Below are 19128 nucleotides of genomic sequence, written 5' to 3' on the forward strand. Positions count from 1 at the left end.
TAATGCCGTGTTAAGTTCAAGCGAGCAGACATAGGAGGGTAGGTTTAAAAATTAACCTTCCTTTTTTTTCGTCTACTCGCTTTTTTACAGCCTAAATTTCAGGAGCTTTGGTTTGAGCACCCCAGCAATTTTAGCCCTTGCCGACGGAACTATCTTTAAAGGTACTTCAATTGGCGCATCGGGTTGTACGACTGGTGAAGTCGTTTTCAACACTGCCATGACTGGCTATCAAGAAATTTTGACTGATCCTAGTTATGCACAGCAGCTTGTAACGCTGACTTACCCACATATCGGTAACACAGGTTGCAACGAAGAAGACGCTGAATCAGGTCGTATTCATAAAGTATGGGCAAACGGTTTAATTATCCGTGACCTTCCTTTACTACATAGTAACTTCCGTGCGAATCAATCACTCGGTGATTATTTAAAACAGCACAATGTAGTTGCCATTGCTGACATCGACACGCGACGATTAACTCGAATTTTGCGTGATAAAGGTGCACAAAACGGTTGTATCCTTGCGGGTGAAAACATCACTGAAGAAGAAGCAGTCGAAAAAGCACGTGCATTCGGTGGTTTAAGTGGTTTAGACCTTGCGAAAGAATGCTGTGATCCGACCGGTTTCGAATGGACTGAAGGCTCATGGGCACTTGGCAAAGGCTTTACTCAACCTGAACTTAAATTCCATGTGGTTGCATACGACTACGGTGTCAAAACCAACATCTTGCGTATGCTCGCAGACCGCGGCTGTAAATTGACTGTGGTGCCTGCACAAACTCCTGCTGAAAAAGTACTTGCGTTAAATCCAGATGGCGTATTCCTGTCAAATGGTCCTGGCGATCCAGCTGCATGTGACTACGCAATTGAAGCTGTAAAAACAATTGTTGAAACAACTGAAATTCCAGTATTTGGTATCTGCTTAGGTCACCAGATTCTTGCTCTTGCATCGGGTGCTAAAACGGTAAAAATGCCGCACGGTCACCATGGCGCTAACCATCCTGTACAGAACATCGAAACTGGTACAGTGATGATTACTTCTCAAAACCACGGCTTCGCAGTGGATGAAAGCACCTTGCCTGCGGTATTGTGTGTGACTCATCGCTCACTGTTTGATGGTACGAACCAAGGTATTCATCGTACAGACAAACCTGCGTTCAGCTTCCAGGGTCACCCTGAAGCAAGCCCTGGTCCACATGACTGCGCACCATTGTTCGATCATTTCATCGAACTTATCGAAGCATCTAAGAAGTAATTAAGGAAGCATCATGGCTAAACGTACTGACATTAAAAGCATCTTGATCATTGGTGCTGGTCCGATCGTCATCGGTCAAGCATGTGAGTTTGACTACTCAGGTGCTCAAGCATGTAAAGCGCTTCGTGAAGAAGGCTACCGCGTTATTCTGGTGAACTCTAACCCAGCGACCATTATGACCGACCCTGCAATGGCAGATGCGACGTATATCGAACCGATTACCTGGCAGACTGTTGCAGCAATCATTGAAAAAGAACGTCCAGATGCTGTGCTTCCGACGATGGGTGGCCAGACTGCACTGAACTGTGCCCTTGCACTGGATGCCAACGGTATTCTTGAAAAATACAACGTTGAACTGATCGGCGCGACCAAAGAAGCGATCGAAAAAGCAGAAGACCGTAAACTGTTTGACGAAGCAATGCGTAAAATTGGTCTGGAATGTCCAAAAGCGGCTATTGCTGAATCAATGGAAGAAGCACTTGAGATTCAAGCGCGCTTCGGTTTCCCTGTGATTATCCGTCCATCATTTACGATGGGTGGTTCAGGCGGTGGTATTGCTTACAACCGTGAAGAATTCCTGGAAATCTGTGAACGCGGTTTCGACCTCTCTCCTACTCACCAATTATTGATCGATGAATCATTGATTGGCTGGAAAGAGTACGAGATGGAAGTTGTTCGTGACAAAAACGACAACTGTATCATTGTATGTGCGATCGAAAACTTTGACCCAATGGGCGTACACACCGGTGACTCGATCACTGTTGCGCCTGCACAAACACTGACTGATAAAGAATACCAGTTGATGCGTAATGCATCTTTAGCAGTTCTTCGTGAAATCGGTGTTGAAACGGGTGGTTCTAACGTTCAGTTCGGTATTAACCCGAAAGATGGTCGTATGGTAATCATCGAGATGAACCCACGTGTATCGCGTTCATCTGCACTGGCATCTAAAGCGACTGGTTTCCCGATTGCGAAAATCGCAGCGAAACTGGCTGTTGGTTATACCCTTGATGAGCTGAAAAACGACATCACTGGCGGTACAACTCCAGCATCGTTCGAACCAGCAATTGACTACGTTGTTACCAAGATTCCACGTTTCAACTTCGAAAAATTCCCGCAAGCTGATGCGACACTAACTACACAGATGAAATCTGTAGGTGAAGTGATGGCGATTGGTCGTAACTTCCAGGAGTCTGTGAACAAAGCACTTCGCGGTCTTGAAGTTGGTGCAACTGGTTTTGATGAAAAAATCGAAGTGGGTACTGAAGGTGCGCGCGAAAAGATTCTTCAAGAACTTAAAGTTCCAGGTCCAGAACGTATCTGGTATGTGGCTGATGCATTCCGTCACGGTTTCACGCTTGATGAAGTATTTGCGGCAACCAACATCGACCGCTGGTTCCTGATCCAGATCGAAGACATCGTTAAAACTGAAGAACAAATCAAATCTTTAGGTTTTGGTGATCTTAACGCTGACAATATCCGTTCATTTAAACGTAAAGGTTTATCTGACCACCGTATTGCCAACCTGATGGGTATTTCACAAAAACAATTCCGTAAGCACCGTTGGAACCTGGGCGTCACTCCAGTCTACAAACGTGTGGATACATGTGCAGCAGAGTTTGAATCTGATACAGCGTACATGTACTCAACTTACGATGAAGAGTGTGAATCTAATCCGTCTAACCGTGACAAAATCATGGTGATTGGTGGCGGTCCTAACCGTATTGGTCAAGGTATCGAATTCGATTACTGCTGTGTACATGCTGCCCTGGCAATGCGTGATGACGGTTATGAAACCATCATGGTGAACTGTAACCCTGAAACGGTTTCAACTGACTATGACACGTCTGATCGTCTGTACTTCGAACCGATTACACTTGAAGACGTTCTTGAAATCGTACGTACTGAAAAGCCGAAAGGTATTATCGTTCAGTACGGCGGTCAGACTCCACTGAAACTGGCTCGTGCTTTGGAAGAAGCTGGTGCGCCAATTATCGGTACATCTCCAGATGCGATTGACCGTGCAGAAGACCGTGAACGTTTCCAACAAATGATTCAACGTCTGCAACTTCGTCAACCTAATAACAGCATCGTAAAATCTGCTGAAGAAGGTATGGCAGAAGCAGCTAAAGTGGGTTATCCACTGGTTGTACGTCCTTCATACGTACTCGGTGGTCGTGCGATGGAAATCGTGTATAACGACGAAGAATTAAAACGCTACTTACGTGATGCTGTACAAGCATCGAATGAAGCGCCTGTTCTTCTGGATCACTTCCTTGACGATGCCATCGAAGTTGACGTGGACTGCGTATCTGACGGTAAAGACGTGGTGATCGGCGGTATTATGCAGCACATTGAACAAGCCGGTATTCACTCTGGTGACTCTGCATGTTCGATTCCTCCATATTCATTGTCTGAAGACGTGCAAAACGAAATGCGTCGTCAAACCATCGCTATGGCTAAAGAGCTTGGCGTTGTAGGCTTGATGAACGTTCAGTTTGCAGTTAAAGGTGATGATGTTTACATTCTGGAAGTGAACCCTCGTGCTTCTCGTACGGTTCCGTTCGTTTCTAAATGTATCGGTGAATCTTTAGCAAAAGTAGCTGCACGTTGTATGGCTGGCCAATCTCTTGAGTCTCAAGGCTTTACCAAAGAGATTATCCCTGCTCACTTCTCTGTGAAAGAAGCAGTATTCCCATTCAACAAATTCCCTGGTGTTGACCCGATCCTTGGCCCTGAGATGAAATCAACAGGCGAAGTAATGGGCGTTGGTAAAACATTTGGTGAAGCGTTCTACAAAGCTGTTCTAGGCTCTAACGATCGTTTACCAGGTCTGCCAACTGAAGGCGAAGTGAAGCATGCATTCATCTCTGTACGCGATTCTGATAAACCACGTGCGGTAGGTATTGCAAAACAGCTTGCTGACTTTGGCTTCAAGATTCTTGCGACTGGCGGCACATACGATGTAATTAAAGCTGCAGGTATTGAATGTGAACGTGTAAATAAAGTAACCGAAGGCCGTCCAAACATTGTAGACCGCTTGAAAAATGGTGAAATTCACCTCATTATCAATACCACTGAAGGTAAACAAGCTCAGCAGGATTCATTCTCGATCCGTCGCTCTGCGCTTCAAGGTAAGGTATACCATACCACTACCCTGAATGGTGCTGATGCTGTATGCCAAGCTTTAGCAATTAAATTGCCAATGGATGTATATCGTTTGCAAGATTTAACAGTAGGTTAATTCGTTACTGAGAAGTCCCGTCACCTTCTCGGTGGCGGGCTTTTTTTCATTTATAGACTTTCATTTTTATTACTGAGGGACAACTATGCAACGTTATCCTATGACTCCCGAAGGCAAACTTGCCTTAGAGAAAGAATTACACCAACTGAAAACTGTGGATCGTCCACGTATTACTGCAGCGATTGCAGAGGCACGTGAGCATGGGGATTTAAAAGAAAACGCGGAATATCATGCTGCGCGTGAGCAGCAAGGTTTCTGTGAAGGCCGTATTCAGGACATCGAAGGTAAACTGGGCGCTTGCCAGGTGATTGATGTTAAAGAACTGGAGCAAAACGGTCGTGTAGTTTTTGGTGTCACTGTGACTATTGAGAATCTAGACACTGAAGAACGCAAAACTTACAAAATCGTAGGTGATGATGAAGCAGACTTTAAGATCAACAAGATCTCTGTGAACTCTCCGATCGCGCGTGGCCTGCTGGGTAAAAACGAAGGCGACGATGTGAAAATCGTGACACCACAAGGTGAAGTCGAATACGAAATTGTAAGCGTTGAATATATCTAATTTTTAACTAGATATTTTAGGCTGTAAGACCCCTCAGATGAGGGGTTTTTTATTGAGCCTAGAAATTCCCATCGATTTTATTTTAAGAAGCCAGATGCCAAGGCTTCAAATGCCTGTAAAGCCTGAGGTAAGACCTGTGCAGGATCCTCACTAGAAGCGACCCATAGTGCTGCATTCATTGCTGCACCATTTAGCAAGACTGCCGCAGCAAGTGCATCAACTGGTTTTAATCTACCTTCAACCAGTAACTGTTCTACGCATTCACGTGTCGACTGCAGGCATTTATTTTGACTTGGCCAATGTGCGGGGTCCCCTAATACTGCCGGACCATCACGTAGCACAATCCGTTGGAACTCAGCATTTAAAGCATGTTCGATATAGGTACGCCCTTCAAGCATCAATCCCTCCCATAGATCATCAGGCTGCTCCAGATGTTGCCCGGCATATTCAGCCATTTCTGAATCAATCTGATCGACCACGGCAGCAAATAAGCCCTTTTTATCACCAAAATGATGGTATAGCGCACCCCGGGTTAGCCCTGCTTCTGCCGTGAGCTTATCCATGGAAGTGTCCGCATAACCGTATTCAGCAAATGCACGACGTGCGACTTCTATGAGTTTTTTGCGGGTTTCCGCCATTTTTTGTTCACGTACAGACATATGTTGTTTCCATCAGCATTGTGAAAAATTTTAATTGACATACGCATCGTATGTCAATTATGTTTACATACGATGCGTATGTTAAAATTTGAACTGCTTTCTAAAATACGTATAAATTAAATATTGAGCGAGGATTATCATGACTAGAACTGCAATATTTCCCCAACATCGCCATGCTTTGTATGAACAGCATGGTTATTCTGCTGCCATCAAATCAGAAGATTTATTATTTGTTTCTGGTCAGGTTGGTAGTCGTGAAGATGGTAGTCCTGAACCTGACTTTGAGAAACAGGTAGAACAAGCCTTTGAAAACTTGGCTGCTACATTGGCAGCAGCTGGCTGTACTTTCGATGATATTGTCGATGTCACCACCTTTCACACCGATCCTGAACAGCAATTTGAGAGTATTATGAAAGTTAAAAACGAGATTTTTACGCAAAGGCCCTATCCGAATTGGACAGCTGTGGGGGTGACCTGGCTGGCAGGTTTTGACTTCGAAATCAAAGTCATTGCGCGTATTCCTCAATCCGCTAAGGCCATGTAAAACTTAACCCTGATCAGGCCAGTTATTGAATGGGATTGTTCTCCAGCTTAGAGACCAATTCGCTATAATGGCGTATTCCTTATTTTTGTATTTTGGTTATGGCTGAAAAACTGATTAATTCCCCTGTGAACCATTGGTGCGAGTTCGAATTCATCTCCAAAACCGTGAAGAATCCGAATATTCATATTAAGGGCAATTACAGTTATTACTCAGCCTATTGGGACCAAGGTTTCGAGCGTTGTGTGGTGCGTTATCTGCATGACAAGCCAGCCACACCAGAGAAGCCGATCGATCAGCTCTATATCGGCAATTTCGTCTGCTTTGGCGCAGAATGCGTAATTATGATGGGTGGTAACCAGTTACACCGTACGGATTGGATCTCAGCGTTTCCGTTCGATACACGCAGTTTTGTTCCTGCTGGCGACACAGTCATTGGCGATGGTTGCTGGATTGGCTCACGTGCCATGATTATGCAAGGTGTAAAGCTCGGTGAAGGTGCTGTGGTGGCAACAGGTGCTGTCGTCACAAAAGACGTTCCACCTTATGCGATTGTAGGTGGCGTGCCTGCGAAAATTATTAAATATCGCTTCCCTGAAGAAGATATTAAGAAACTACTTTCTCTAAAGCTCTATGACTTAGATGAAAAGCAGTTTTTAAAAATGCGTGAGCAGTTGCAAACGGATGATGTTAGATCACTGCTACATGCCTTTACTGCGCTTGAATAAAAGGGATTAACGCCAAACTCCGCTGTTTATATTCGTCGATTTTATTATTCTTAAGCCAGTTTATATTCAAATAACTTAAACGCCATTCATAATAAGCCAATCCTACATCTCTATAGCTGATCTTAAGTACGGTCTCCTTCTGATCATCACAATAATTATTCTTTTTATCTTTCATATCTTTGTAGCAGGAAAGTCGATTCTGGTATTCGTAAAAAGGTAAATGCTCGAAGACCAGTTTTGTCTTTCCTTTTGGAAGTAATTGAATAAACTGTGCATTCTGTTCACCTGCATCATTTGAAACCCAGCCATGAATTAAGGCAATAGCATAACTATGCCGATAGAGTGGGTATAAGGCAGGATATATAAATTCTATACCACTCTTATCCTCTTCAAGCGCATAAACCTGTTGATACCTGGTTAGATCCCAATAATCAACGATTTGATACTTTCCAAGATGTTTTGAAAGCTGAATCATTTGTAAATTTTCATTAATTAAATAATATTTTTCAGCTTCAGCAATTTTAACTACCCAAAGTTTTGCACCACTCTCATCACAACTAAGTTTTATTTTCTGACAAATTGATCGTATTTCTGCTTTGGAAATACTTTTTTCTTTAAAAGGAAGTGACTTAATTGAATCTGCAGCAAAAACAGGTAAAGCAATAAAGAAAATCAGAGTTGATAGCATTAAATTTTTAATCATCATACATATTCTTGTTATTTGTTTTATTTTAACTATTGTAAGGCTTTTTAGATTTTTAACCAATGAAGCCACAAAACATCAGCCATAAAAAAAACCCACTCAATCGGAGTGGGTTTTTCAGAATATGGTGGCTATGACGAGACTTGAACTTGTGACCCCCGCATTATGAGTGCGGTGCTCTAACCAACTGAGCTACATAGCCTTAAACTGTGCGCGCATTATGGGTTTTTCTGTTTAGAACGTCAAGCCCATATTGTGCTGATTGATCAAAATTTGGTGAAGTGAGCCGATAAGCCGGGTTCTGTCGAGAACGATCATTCCTCTAGGCGTACAATCACTCATACGCTCAAGCGACCTACCCGGATCCAGCATGGGCCATGCCTAAAGGATCCCTATTTGGTCTTGCTTCCGGTGGGGTTTACCATGCCATGAACTGTTACCAGCCATGCGGTGCGCTCTTACCGCACCCTTTCACCCTTACCTCCGATTCCGATTGCTCAGAACCATAATGAAGGCGGTCTACTCTCTGCTGCACTTTCCGTCGGCTCACGCCGCCCAGGCGTTACCTGGCACCTTGCCCTATGAAGCCCGGACTTTCCTCCCCTGCTTCAATCACGGAGATCTCCACAGCAGCGATCGTCTGGCTCACTTCGAGCCGCATAGTACCAAATCTGGCGACTAATTGCTTGATGTTTTTTGAGCAGTCAGTTTTTCATACTTGGCCTGAAGCTCCTCACGGGTCTCGGCATGGTTCGGATCAAGCGGGATACAGTCCACAGGACAAAATAACTGGCACTGTGGTTTGTCGTGATGTCCGACGCATTCTGTACATAAGTCCGGGTTAATTTCATAGATGACGTCACCCATAAAAATTGCCTCATTCGGACAGACAGGTTCACAGACATCACAATTGATACATTCATCGGTGATATATAAAGACACTCTACCAACCTTGCTGAAGTTTACGCTCGAAGGCTTCAACCACGTTTGGCGGAACAAACTTGGTCACATCACCTCTTAAACGAGCAATTTCACGCACCAATGTGGATGAAATAAAAGAATATTGCTCTGAAGGGGTTAAAAATACCGCTTCAAAATGAGAATCCAGTTGACGGTTCATGTTGGCCAGCTGGAATTCATACTCAAAATCGGACACTGCACGTAAACCACGTAATACCGCTGTAGCATTCTGCTCGCGGAAGAAGTTCACCAGCAGGCCATCAAATCCTACAAATTCAACATTGTTCAAATGGCTTAATGACGTTTGGGCCAGTTCAACTCGTTCTTCCAGACTAAATACCGGGTTTTTGTGATGTCCGATTGCAATTGCAACTACAACTTCATCAAACATCTTTGCTGCGCGGGTCACCAAATCAATATGGCCATTGGTGATCGGATCAAAAGTTCCCGGATAAATTACACGAGTTTTAGTCATCCATTTGTACTCTGTTTATTGTGTAAGTTTCCATTTTAACAAAATCTTCATTTTTTAGTGAAGAAACTCCATCAATTTAAACACTTCAACTCAATAAAAGTTACGGTACAATAGCTACAACTTTGGAAGTGTCTGATTATGGCGAAAGCAACTGTAGTTAAAAAAAATAACGGCGGAACGATTGCTCTGAACAAACGTGCCCGTCACGATTATTTTATTGAAGAAAAATTTGAAGCTGGACTTTCCTTGCAAGGCTGGGAAGTAAAATCCCTGCGTGCCGGTCGTATGAGTATTGTGGAGAGCTATATCACCTTTAAAAATGGTGAAGCCTTCCTGTTCGGCGCACAGATTCAGCCTTTACTGAGTGCATCTACCCATGTTGTCCCTGAAGCGACGCGTACCCGTAAACTGCTGCTGAAACGCCGTGAAATTGAAAAACTCATGGGCGCGATCAACCAGAAAGGTTATTCCTGTGTACCACTGGCCTGTTACTGGAAAGGCCCACATGCCAAGCTGGAAATTGCGTTGGTAAAAGGTAAACAGTTACATGATAAACGTGCATCTGAAAAAGACCGTGACTGGCAACGTGATAAAGCGCGTATTTTCCATAAATAATGCCAGCAATAAAAAAACCTCCAATTGATGGAGGTTTTTTTTATGGATCGAATTAGGCTTTCAGATTCAGACGGGCCAGTGTCAAGGCAATATATTCACCAAACCAGATCGCGGTTTGTAAATCCCCTTCCGGTGGTGTCACTTCAACAGGCGCATTATCAGATTGGGTCATGAGACCCAGAAAGCTCGACATACGATTCAGATCGGTAGTGGCACGACCTGTCGGCATTAACGGTAGACCTGACCACAACATGCCATGTTGCATCGCAAACAGATTAATCTGCTGCAAGACAGCCAGCTTGTCCCCACTTAAGCCACCACCATTGGTAAAGGCTGCTGCCAGCTTGCCTTGCCAGCTACGTGCCAGCCAGCGCTTGGACGACTGCTCCATAAATAACTTCATGGCAGAAGTCAGACTACCCATATAGGTCGGACAGCCAAATACAATTGCATCGGCAGCGTCCAACACCTCCCAATCCACCTGTTCCACATTCATCATATGCACCTGGACACCAGTTTTTTGTGCGCCTTCGGCAATGAAGTTTGCCACTTTAGCCGTGTGTCCATAAGGACTGTGATAAACAATCGCAACAGATTGGGAAGATAGGGACATAACAATCAAAAACCAAGAATTTCAATCAAGTTTAACATTTTCATGCCATAAACACGAATGTTGCCATGCGTCCGGTTTTGGCTTCACGGCGATAGGAAAAGTATTCATCCGCCTGACGATATGAACACTGATCGCCACCTAAAACAGTCTCAACACCCTGCTGCTGTAAGATGTAACGCGCAATCGCATACAGATCCGCATAGTATTTTCCGGCCTGTTCCCCTGCCTGAAATGCACTGTCCAGTTCAGGATATTTGGAACAGAAAGCTTCTTTTACTTCTGAGCCAATTTCAAAACAAGGCTGGCTGATCGCTACACCGAGCCACGCCCAGGTAGGCTTGGATTGCATCGCGGCAATGGTATTTTCAACGATACCGCCTGCCAGCCCACGCCAACCCGCATGCAGATTGGCTACTTCAGTGCCTTCAGCATTACCCAGTACCACAGGTAAGCAGTCTGCCGTCATCATCATCAAGGCATGGGCCTTGCGCTGTGTGACCAGGCCATCGCCGACCAATGCCTCGAAAGGCATCTGCTCATTGATGGTATGACAAATGGTGCTATGCGTCTGTGTCATCCAGGTAATTTTGTCCACACCAAAAGGCTGGAAGTCTTTCAACAGCTGGATGCGATGCTTCTGTACACGTGCAGCATCATCATTGACATGCAAAGCTAGGTTAAAGCCCGCTAGCTCTGGCTGGGCTGATGGCTGTACCTGTTCATGATAAACACGGGTCTGACCTACATAAACACCTTGAGGCAAACCTTGTACAAATTGCATGTCGCTTCCCTTTTTTTAATGACTGCTAATAGAATGAAAAATTAATAGGCCTTGTTTTCGCTACGCAGCACTTCAACCAGATTGGCGAAGTCTTCTGGCCACGGCGCATTAAAGGTCATTTCTTCTTTGGTACGTGGATGTTTCAGGCCTAGAGTCGCTGCATGCAGTGCCTGACGTTTAAAACCACGCAAGGTGTCATCCAGCAATTGCGAAGCACCGGCTGGCATACGCACACGTGGCATATAGACCTGATCACCCACCAGACCATAGCCCAGGTAGCTAAAGTGCACACGAATCTGGTGCGTACGACCGGTTTCCAGACGTGCCTGAATACGGGTGAAATGCTGGAAGCGTTCTTTCACATTGTAGTGCGTCACCGCTTCCTTACCGCCTGGCAGGACTGCCATTTTCACACGATCCACTGGATGACGTTTAATCGGTTCATCAATGGTACCGCCGGCAATGATGTTGCCATATACGATCAGGTCATACACACGGTAGACGGTCTTTTTCTCAAGCTGCTTGCTAAGCGCAAACTGCGCTTCCAGATTTTTAGCAACAACCAATAGACCACTGGTGTCTTTATCAATCCGGTGTACTAAACCTGCACGCGCCAGTTCAGAAGATTTCGGATAATGATGCAGCAAGGCATTGACCAGTGTACCAGTCATATTGCCTGCACCCGGATGTACCACCATGCCCACTGGTTTGTTAATGACAATGATGTCATCATCTTCATAGACGATATCCAGTGGAATATCTTCAGGCAGGCTACGGGTTTGTGCCTCCAGTTCAACGTTTAAAGTCAGGGTTTCAAAGCCGTCACTTTTAAATTTCGGCTTAACTGGTTGACCATTCACTAATAAATTGCCGTCTTTGATCCATTGCTTGAGCTTTTCTCGAGAAAAATCGCTCCAGACCATGGCCGCAATCTGGTCGATACGTTGCCCGATATAACTTTCATCCAATTGAAATTGCAACGATAAACGTGTTGCAGTTGCGTCTGAAGTATGGTTATCTGCATCCTCAGAATCTTCAAGTAAATTGAAATCAGTATCAGGGATATTAGAATTGGAAGATTGTGCTTGACTCATTTGCTCATTCAGACAAAAGTGGTTTAATAGTGCAATTGTAGCTCATTGCCCGTATTAACAGAGGAATTTTTATGTCGCTACCACATTATAAAATGACAATGCTTGCTGTGACGTTAGGCATTGCATCGGCAATGGTAGGCTGTAGCAGTAATCCAAAAAAAGAAGTCGTGGACAAAGGTCCAGAATCTAGCGAACAGGTTTATATCCAAAAAGCACAGAACGCGCTAGATCGCAAACAATATACTGATGCAGCAAAACAGCTCGAAGCACTGGAAACCTATTATCCAACCAGCCAGTATGCACCGCAGGCGCAACTGGAACTGCTGTATGTCAAATTCCAGCAAAAAGATTATGAAGGTGCTATTGCACTGGCAGAACGCTTTATCCGTCTGAATCCGCAACATCCAAATGTCGACTATGCTTACTATGTTCGTGGCGTAGCGAATATGGAGCAGAACTATAATGGCCTGCTGCGTTATACCTCACTAAAACAGTCGCACCGTGATGTGAGCTACCTGAAAGTGGCTTACCAGAATTTTGTCGATTTCATTCGCCGCTACCCATCAAGCACCTATGCGGTTGATGCTGCACAGCGTATGAAGTTTATCGGTCAGGAACTGGCAGAAAGCGAAATGAATGCGGCTCGCTTTAATATCAAGCGTAAAGCATATCTGGCTGCTGTTGAACGTGGCTTATGGGTGATTGAACATTACCCACAAACGCCACAGATTCCAGAAGCACTGGCAACTGTTGCTTATGGCTATGACAAACTAGGTGATAAAGCCACAGCACAGCAATATATCGAAGTACTGAAACTGAACTATCCAGGTCTGGTGAATGCTGATGGTACTGTGAACCTGCGTGCAGCACGTAGTGAAGGCAGTTTCTTCAACCGTGCGACTTTGGGTATTTTCGGTAAAGAAGCCAAAACCGTGACCGATACGTCTAGCCAATCATCTGAAGACCAGTCAGAAAAACGCAGTCTGACCAATCGCATGACGTTTGGTTTACTCGATCGTCCTAAAACTAATGAAACTGAGCTACCTGAACCGATTGCTGAATAAGCCGACTCTCGAAGGTGCAATTTCCTCAAGGGCAAGTTATCATACTTGCCCTTTTGCATTTTCTGAGCAATGCTTGAACAAATTGTGCAAACAGGTTATACCAATTAATTCATTTATAGCGTTGGATGAATCATCCTACTCTTAATTTTCAATGATTTAACACCTAAATAACGCAGCACGAGAAGCTTAGCAAACCATGGCCATTCCTCAGCATACGATTGATCAGATTCTCGATCGCACCGATATTGTCGATGTGATTGGTCAATACGTGAAACTAAAAAAAACTGGCCGTACTTATTCGGGCTGTTGCCCTTTCCATCAGGAAAAATCGCCTTCTTTTCACGTCTACCGTGACAAGCAGTATTTCCACTGCTTTGGCTGTCAGGCCAATGGTAATGCCATCCGCTTTTTAATGGATATTGGCAGCCGCAATTTCATTGAAGTGATGAAAGACCTGTCCAGCCAGACCGGAATTGAACTGCCTAAAGATAATAAAGATTCCAACCGCTTAAAATACAAACGCGAAGCCAAACCGAAACCGGTCACTGTACCACCAGCAAAAACTGCGGATACATCTACAAATCCGACGCCTGAACAACCTGCTTATTTTGATCCATTTGCTGAAATTCAGGCACCTGAAGCTGAATTTTATACGGATGACCCTTTTGCTGCTTTTGAGCAAATGCCTGCAGCAGAAGCACAAGCAGATGGCAACTTATACGACCTGCTGGAAAATATCGCGCAGTTTTATGAGCGTCAACTACCCAACAGTCCAAGTGCCCAGCAATATTTTAAACAGCGTGGTCTGACCTCAGAAACGATTGCCTACTGGCGACTCGGTTATGCACCGGAAGACTGGCAACATCTGGAAAAAGCCTTTCCACAGGATATTGAAGGTCTCAAACTTTTAGGTCTGATTCGTACTAGCGATAGTGGTCGGGATTTTGACCTGCTCCGTGATCGGGTTATTTTTCCGATTCGGGATAGTAAAGGCCGTGTGGTCGGTTTTGGTGGTCGTGCACTGAATGACGAGATCAAACCGAAATACATCAACTCACCAGATTCAGAAGTTTTCCATAAAAACCAGTTATTGTATGGCCTGTATGAAGGTCGCAAGCAGAAAGCTCAAGACTGGCTGATGGTGGAAGGCTATATGGATGTCATTGCCTTGCAGCAATATGGCATTCATGGTGCAGTGGCTACTTTGGGAACAGCAAGTAATACTGATCACCTAAATATTCTGTTCAAGCAGAATAACCGGATTACCATTGCTTTTGATGGTGATGCGGCTGGACAAAAAGCGGCACGCCGTACTCTGGAAATTGCTCTACCCTTACTGAACGATGGGCGTGAGCTAAAATTCTTTGTCCTGCCGAATGACCATGACCCAGACTCCTTGATTCGTCGTGAAGGCATTGAAAATTTCCGCCGTCTGCTGGATCAGGCACCGCTGCTCTCTGACTTTGTCTTTGCCCATCTCACCCAGAATCACGACATTGCAACGCCTGAAGGTAAAAGTCAGGTCATGGGTGAGCTGCGTCAATTAACTGAATTATTGCCAAAAGCTGGCTCATTCCGTTATCTACTACAGCAGTTCTTTCGGGAAAAACTCGGTTTTAGCCGCAAATGGCAACCCAAAGTCAATAATGACGCCTCTCTAAGCTTTAGCACCAAAATTGATGCCGAAGAGTATGTCATTGCGATTCTGTTGAATCATCCATATCTGTATATTCATTTTGAACCATTACGCGCACTGGTCAGTGAAGATCAGCTGTTGTTCAAGATCCTGAATATATTTAATGTGATTTTTGATGAATTGCCGGATGATCCGGAATTGTCGACCTATTATGTACTCGGTGCCTGTGCTGCACATCATCATAAGTTACAGCATATCCTGCAACATGCCAATGTCAGTGATTACACCTCTTCTCCTGAGCAGGCAGACAAACTGGCGGCAGACTTCTCGATCAAGCTGCAATATCAGTGTCTACAACACAAATTAAAATCGAAAAAGTTTAGTAGCATCGCGGAGATGAAAAATCTCAAGATGCGGATTTATGAAATTGATAAAAAACGTTCCATGACCTTACTCGAAGATTAAAAATCATGAAAATAAAAAAGGCGTTTATTTTAAACGCCTTTTAAATATCGGAAAGTTATCCCGACATCATCTTAATGTTTAACCTTACGGCGATGCTGAACCACGTCCTGCAAACTGTTCTGTAGCATTTCAAAATAGCTTGGATCTTCAGCTTTGGCAGCTTCACGCAGCATGATTGAGGTCGGATGCAGAAGTTTTTGAGTCAAACGATGCGAAAATTCGGCTAATATTGTTTCAGCATTTTCACCTTTAGCGATGCGTTGCATAGCGGTTGCCAGTTCCTCCTGACGTAAGCTTTCCCCATAATCCCGATAGGCATGAATCGTACTACCCGCCTCACTCACCTTCTGCTGGGTGATCAACTCAGTCGCCAGTTGATTAACCATCACTTCCGCTTCGACCGCTGCCTGACGACGCTGCGCCAGGTTTTCATCAATCACGCTTTGCAGATCGTCCACGCCATAGAGATAAACTCCATCCAGCTTTTCAACTTTTGGATCAATATCACGCGGTACAGCCAGATCGACCAACAGCATTTGCTGGTAACGGCGCTTCTTTAAAGCAGCTTTGACATCCGGATAGTGAATGACTTGATGCAAACTACCGGTACAACTGGAAATCACATCTGCACGATGCAAGTTTGCTGCCAACTGATCAAAATCAATAATCTCGACTTCTGCACGGTGGGCAATTTCCTGCGCCAGATTCTCTGCACGAGCACGAGTCCGGTTACAGATAATGATTTTTCTGACGCCCATTTCTGCCAGATGTTTGGCCACCAGACTGTTCATTTCCCCGGCTGCCACGACCATTACAGTTAACTGCTCAGGCCGGCTAAATACTTGCAATGCTAATTGTGCAACTGCATAGCCCATCGATACTGCATGACTGCCGACTGCTGTTTCCGAGCGCACACGCTTGGCCGCATAAAAGGCATATTCAAAGATACGATTCAGGTTTTGCGAAACGGTTTTAGATTCTTTGGCAAGAGAGAGTGCGGTTTTGACCTGTCCCAGAATCTGCGGTTCACCAAGCATCAGGGAGTCGAGACCACTGGCGACACGCATCAGATGCGTGACGGCTTGCGCATTCTCATAACGATAAACATGATTCTGTAATTGCTTGGGATCAATACCATTGGTCTGGGCGAGCCAGTTCAGCACCATGTCGACATTGTCCGACATCGCGTAAACTTCGGTCCGGTTACATGTAGACACCACCACCATATCATTCAGTACAGGGTGCTGGCTTTGCTCGGCAAGTAAAATGCTTAACTTTTCAGGGTTAAAAGCAATCTTTTCGCGCAGCTCTACAGAGGCAGTTTGATGGTTGACACCCAATGCAAAGAAAGACATATCAGGTCATCATTTCACTAAATTTATGCTATTGTGCAACATCGGTGTCATAAAAAGCATTACTTGGATAAAGAAAAATTGCGTCTAACAACTAGCCGTATAAACGGCCCTACCATTAAGCAATATTCTACCACATTCTTGCTGGTGGTTAGCATGGCTTCAACTGCTCATCTTTATGCAGCAGAAGCAGTTTACCATGCAAATCAAAATTATGATGCGATAAAACAAAGTATGATAGCCGAGTTCGCACTCGCCTATCGCGATATTCCAAACGCTTTACACAACTATACTGTGCTGGCCATTAAAAGCAATTCCACCGCGGTTAAACAGCGCGCACTCAATATCGCCCTCGAACATGAAGACCTGAATGCAGCGTTAGATATTTCTACCCACTGGGTCGTTCAAGAACCACAGGATGTGCCGGCATTATTCTATCTGGCGCATATTGCCTTAAAAGCGCATGAGTACGAACTGGCGGCAGAAACGCTGGAAAAGATCCTGAAAATTGATGATAACGCCGATCTGGAAGAAATTCTGGCCGGGATTGCCCCGGATGAGCCGGATGACCGTGAATATTTAATTCAGGCTCTAAGTACTAGCAAAGCCAAAGACAATCCTTCGATTCTGGTGCTGGTCGCCGGTCTGGAAGCACAAAAAGGTCAGCTAGAACAGGCTCTCAATACCATCAACCGCGCCTTAAAAAAACGTCCAAAGTCGACTGGTTATATCCTGATGAAAGCCAATCTGTTGGCGGCATTGGGTGATGATGCGGAAACGCTGAAATGGTACGAGAAAGCCAGTCGCAAACATCGCAATAACATGGATATACGTCTGGCTGAGGTTAAATACCTGATCAAGCTAAATGAAGCTGAAAAGGCCTTACAGAAACTAGAAACGATCCTGAAAAAATCACCACAACACGAAGAAGCACTGTTTATTGCCGGTCTGACCAGTATTGACCTGCAGCAATATGAACGGGCCGAAAAATACCTGGTTGAGCTCCGTTATTCGGCTCAGTACCAGAATGAAGCCTATTACTATCTGGCAGTCAATGCAGAACGCAAACAGCATTATGAAACCGCCAAGGCGTATTACCGCCTGGTGGATGGCAGCCTGTATACGGTCTCACGACGCAATATCATTGCTATCTTTGCCGAGCAGGATAAACTGCATGATGCACTGCGCTTTCTGACTCAGGAACGGGTCAATTATCCGCAACATGCCAGTTTCCTGTATCTGGCTCAAGCGGATATTCTGAAACGCATGAACAATAAGAACGCAGCGATCCGAATTCTGGAAGAAGCCAGCAAAAACCTGCCGGATGATCCGGAACTGGTCTATGCTCAAGTTTTATTGCTAGATCCACATGAAGATCGTGATCAACTGGATCAGCTGTTAAAAACCCTGCTTAAAATCGAGCCGAATAGTCCAACCTATCTGAATGCTTATGCCTATACGCTGGCCCGTCAAAATCGCCGTCTGGATGAAGCACGGCGCTATGCTGAACAGGCACTGGAATACGCACCAGAACAGGCTTCTATTCTGGATACCTATGGCTATATCTGTTACTTGCAAAATGACTTTACCACGGCTGCCCAAGTCTTGCTTAAAGCCTATGAACTGAATCCAAGTGCAAAAATTGGCGTCCGTTATGCACGTTCGCTTTATATGAAAGGCGATCTACAACAATTCCATCAAGTGTTACAACAATTACAACAAAACCATCCAAATGACCCAGAATTAAACCAACTTAATTCGCTATTGTTAGCACCACAATCCTGAACGAGTCCATTCTTTTATGCGCAACATAAGTACTTTAGGCTGCTGTTTCATTGCTTCTACTGCCCTGTTCATGAGTGGTTGTCAGCAGATGGTGCAGCAAAAAGCGCCTGTCACGCCATCGGTACAGGCTGAAAACCAGTTCCAGCTGCAAGGTAAAATCGGGGTACGTACACCTCAGCAAAGCGGCAGTGCCTTTTTTACCTGGGTGCAGCAGCAGGAAGAGTTTGATATTGAACTGACTGGTATCTTAGGTGCCGGAAAAACCCAGATTTCAGGTACTCCTGGTCAGGTGACGTTGAATAGTGCCAAAACCGGCCTGATCAAGGCAGCAACGGCAGAAGAGCTATTGCAACGTGCAACCGGCTGGCAAGCCCCGATTAGTCATTTAGTTGATTGGGTACAGGCACGTCCTGCGACACAATCTGCCCAGATCCAGAAAGACAGCTCACAGCGTATCAGCCAGATTATTGAACAAGGCTGGACGGTAGATCTGAGTTATAACCAGCAGGCAACTGTTCCAAACCGCTTGATTTTAAAGCAGTCACTTGAGAATGGGGGTGAAAACCGTATTACAATGGTGATTCAAAACCGTTAACTGG

18 protein-coding genes, 1 tRNA gene and 1 other RNA gene are annotated in these 19128 nt (G+C 44.8%); 10 read left to right on the plus strand and 10 right to left on the minus strand.

Annotated elements, in window-relative coordinates:
• Positions 1-112: 112 nt before the first annotated feature.
• The 3 genes from carA to greA all read left to right on the plus strand — a co-directional run bounded on the left by carA (position 113) and on the right by greA (position 5058).
• Positions 113-1252, plus strand: coding sequence for a glutamine-hydrolyzing carbamoyl-phosphate synthase small subunit (carA, locus tag FTU03_RS09390; protein ID WP_179992811.1), 1140 nt, complete (start codon positions 113-115; stop codon positions 1250-1252).
• 13 nt (positions 1253-1265) lie between these two features.
• The gene (gene carB / locus FTU03_RS09395; protein WP_159123473.1) at positions 1266-4496 is read left to right on the plus strand and encodes a carbamoyl-phosphate synthase large subunit; all 3231 of its coding nucleotides are present in this window, start codon (positions 1266-1268) and stop codon (positions 4494-4496) included.
• A gap of 85 nt (positions 4497-4581) precedes the next feature.
• Positions 4582-5058, plus strand: coding sequence for a transcription elongation factor GreA (gene greA / locus FTU03_RS09400; protein ID WP_005236827.1), 477 nt, complete (start codon positions 4582-4584; stop codon positions 5056-5058).
• A gap of 77 nt (positions 5059-5135) precedes the next feature.
• On the opposite strand, the gene FTU03_RS09405 is transcribed toward greA, so the two are convergent.
• Positions 5136-5717 carry a TetR/AcrR family transcriptional regulator gene (locus FTU03_RS09405; protein WP_179992812.1) on the minus strand — a complete coding sequence of 194 codons (582 nt, stop codon included), beginning with the start codon at positions 5715-5717 and terminating at the stop codon, positions 5136-5138.
• A 139-nt stretch (positions 5718-5856) separates the two neighbouring features.
• On the opposite strand from FTU03_RS09405, the gene FTU03_RS09410 reads away from it, so the two are divergent.
• Together FTU03_RS09410 and FTU03_RS09415 are read left to right on the plus strand one after the other, a co-directional pair.
• Complete coding sequence (locus FTU03_RS09410; protein WP_179992813.1) at positions 5857-6261, plus strand: RidA family protein; 405 nt, start codon at positions 5857-5859, stop codon at positions 6259-6261.
• Between the two features lie 98 nt (positions 6262-6359).
• A complete protein-coding gene (locus tag FTU03_RS09415) occupies positions 6360-6986 on the plus strand; it encodes a CatB-related O-acetyltransferase (protein ID WP_179992814.1) in 627 nt (208 codons plus the stop codon).
• Here FTU03_RS09415 and FTU03_RS09420 read toward each other — a convergent pair.
• From FTU03_RS09420 to coaD, 5 genes are all read right to left on the minus strand, one after another.
• On the minus strand, positions 6970-7761 hold the full coding sequence (locus FTU03_RS09420) for a hypothetical protein (protein WP_227607397.1): 792 nt from the start codon (positions 7759-7761) through the stop codon (positions 6970-6972). The genes FTU03_RS09415 and FTU03_RS09420 overlap by 17 nt on opposite strands.
• Positions 7762-7814: 53 nt before the next feature.
• A tRNA-Met gene (locus FTU03_RS09425) sits at positions 7815-7891 on the minus strand.
• 72 nt (positions 7892-7963) lie between these two features.
• An RNA gene (gene rnpB / locus FTU03_RS09430) (RNase P RNA component class A) lies at positions 7964-8341 on the minus strand.
• A gap of 26 nt (positions 8342-8367) precedes the next feature.
• On the minus strand, positions 8368-8631 hold the full coding sequence (locus tag FTU03_RS09435) for a YfhL family 4Fe-4S dicluster ferredoxin (protein WP_034581081.1): 264 nt from the start codon (positions 8629-8631) through the stop codon (positions 8368-8370).
• Between the two features lies 1 nt (position 8632).
• Positions 8633-9124 (minus strand): pantetheine-phosphate adenylyltransferase, encoded by a 492-nt coding sequence (coaD, locus tag FTU03_RS09440; RefSeq protein WP_004784820.1) that lies wholly within the window; start codon positions 9122-9124, stop codon positions 8633-8635.
• Between the two features lie 138 nt (positions 9125-9262).
• Between coaD and smpB the strand changes: the two genes are divergently transcribed.
• Positions 9263-9739 carry an SsrA-binding protein SmpB gene (gene smpB / locus FTU03_RS09445; RefSeq protein ID WP_004784822.1) on the plus strand — a complete coding sequence of 159 codons (477 nt, stop codon included), beginning with the start codon at positions 9263-9265 and terminating at the stop codon, positions 9737-9739.
• Between the two features lie 52 nt (positions 9740-9791).
• Here the strand turns inward: smpB and FTU03_RS09450 are convergent, their stop codons facing one another.
• Genes FTU03_RS09450 through rluD form a run of 3 tightly spaced genes read right to left on the minus strand, consistent with a single transcriptional unit; the run spans position 9792 to position 12227 of the window.
• On the minus strand, positions 9792-10352 hold the full coding sequence (locus FTU03_RS09450) for a flavodoxin family protein (RefSeq protein WP_159123468.1): 561 nt from the start codon (positions 10350-10352) through the stop codon (positions 9792-9794).
• Positions 10353-10392: 40 nt separating this feature from the next.
• On the minus strand, positions 10393-11133 hold the full coding sequence (gene pgeF / locus FTU03_RS09455) for a peptidoglycan editing factor PgeF (RefSeq protein WP_179992815.1): 741 nt from the start codon (positions 11131-11133) through the stop codon (positions 10393-10395).
• 41 nt (positions 11134-11174) lie between these two features.
• Entirely contained in the window at positions 11175-12227 is a 1053-nt protein-coding gene (gene rluD, locus FTU03_RS09460) for a 23S rRNA pseudouridine(1911/1915/1917) synthase RluD (RefSeq protein WP_004784827.1), read from the minus strand.
• A 71-nt stretch (positions 12228-12298) separates the two neighbouring features.
• On the opposite strand from rluD, the gene FTU03_RS09465 reads away from it, so the two are divergent.
• Both FTU03_RS09465 and FTU03_RS09470 read left to right on the plus strand, forming a co-directional pair.
• Positions 12299-13291 (plus strand): outer membrane protein assembly factor BamD, encoded by a 993-nt coding sequence (locus tag FTU03_RS09465; RefSeq protein ID WP_179992816.1) that lies wholly within the window; start codon positions 12299-12301, stop codon positions 13289-13291.
• 196 nt (positions 13292-13487) lie between these two features.
• Complete coding sequence (locus FTU03_RS09470) at positions 13488-15392, plus strand: DNA primase (RefSeq protein WP_179992817.1); 1905 nt, start codon at positions 13488-13490, stop codon at positions 15390-15392.
• A gap of 71 nt (positions 15393-15463) precedes the next feature.
• On the opposite strand, the gene hemA is transcribed toward FTU03_RS09470, so the two are convergent.
• Positions 15464-16747, minus strand: a complete 1284-nt coding sequence (gene hemA, locus FTU03_RS09475) for a glutamyl-tRNA reductase (RefSeq protein WP_179992818.1) — start codon at positions 16745-16747, stop codon at positions 15464-15466.
• A gap of 78 nt (positions 16748-16825) precedes the next feature.
• Between hemA and FTU03_RS09480 the strand changes: the two genes are divergently transcribed.
• Together FTU03_RS09480 and lolB are read left to right on the plus strand one after the other, a co-directional pair.
• The gene (locus tag FTU03_RS09480) at positions 16826-18529 is read left to right on the plus strand and encodes a tetratricopeptide repeat protein (protein ID WP_166137843.1); all 1704 of its coding nucleotides are present in this window, start codon (positions 16826-16828) and stop codon (positions 18527-18529) included.
• A gap of 16 nt (positions 18530-18545) precedes the next feature.
• Positions 18546-19124, plus strand: a complete 579-nt coding sequence (gene lolB / locus FTU03_RS09485) for a lipoprotein insertase outer membrane protein LolB (protein WP_179992819.1) — start codon at positions 18546-18548, stop codon at positions 19122-19124.
• Positions 19125-19128: the final 4 nt, after the last annotated feature.

The organism is Acinetobacter sp. YH12046 (assembly GCF_013419905.1).
Lineage (GTDB): Bacteria > Pseudomonadota > Gammaproteobacteria > Pseudomonadales > Moraxellaceae > Acinetobacter.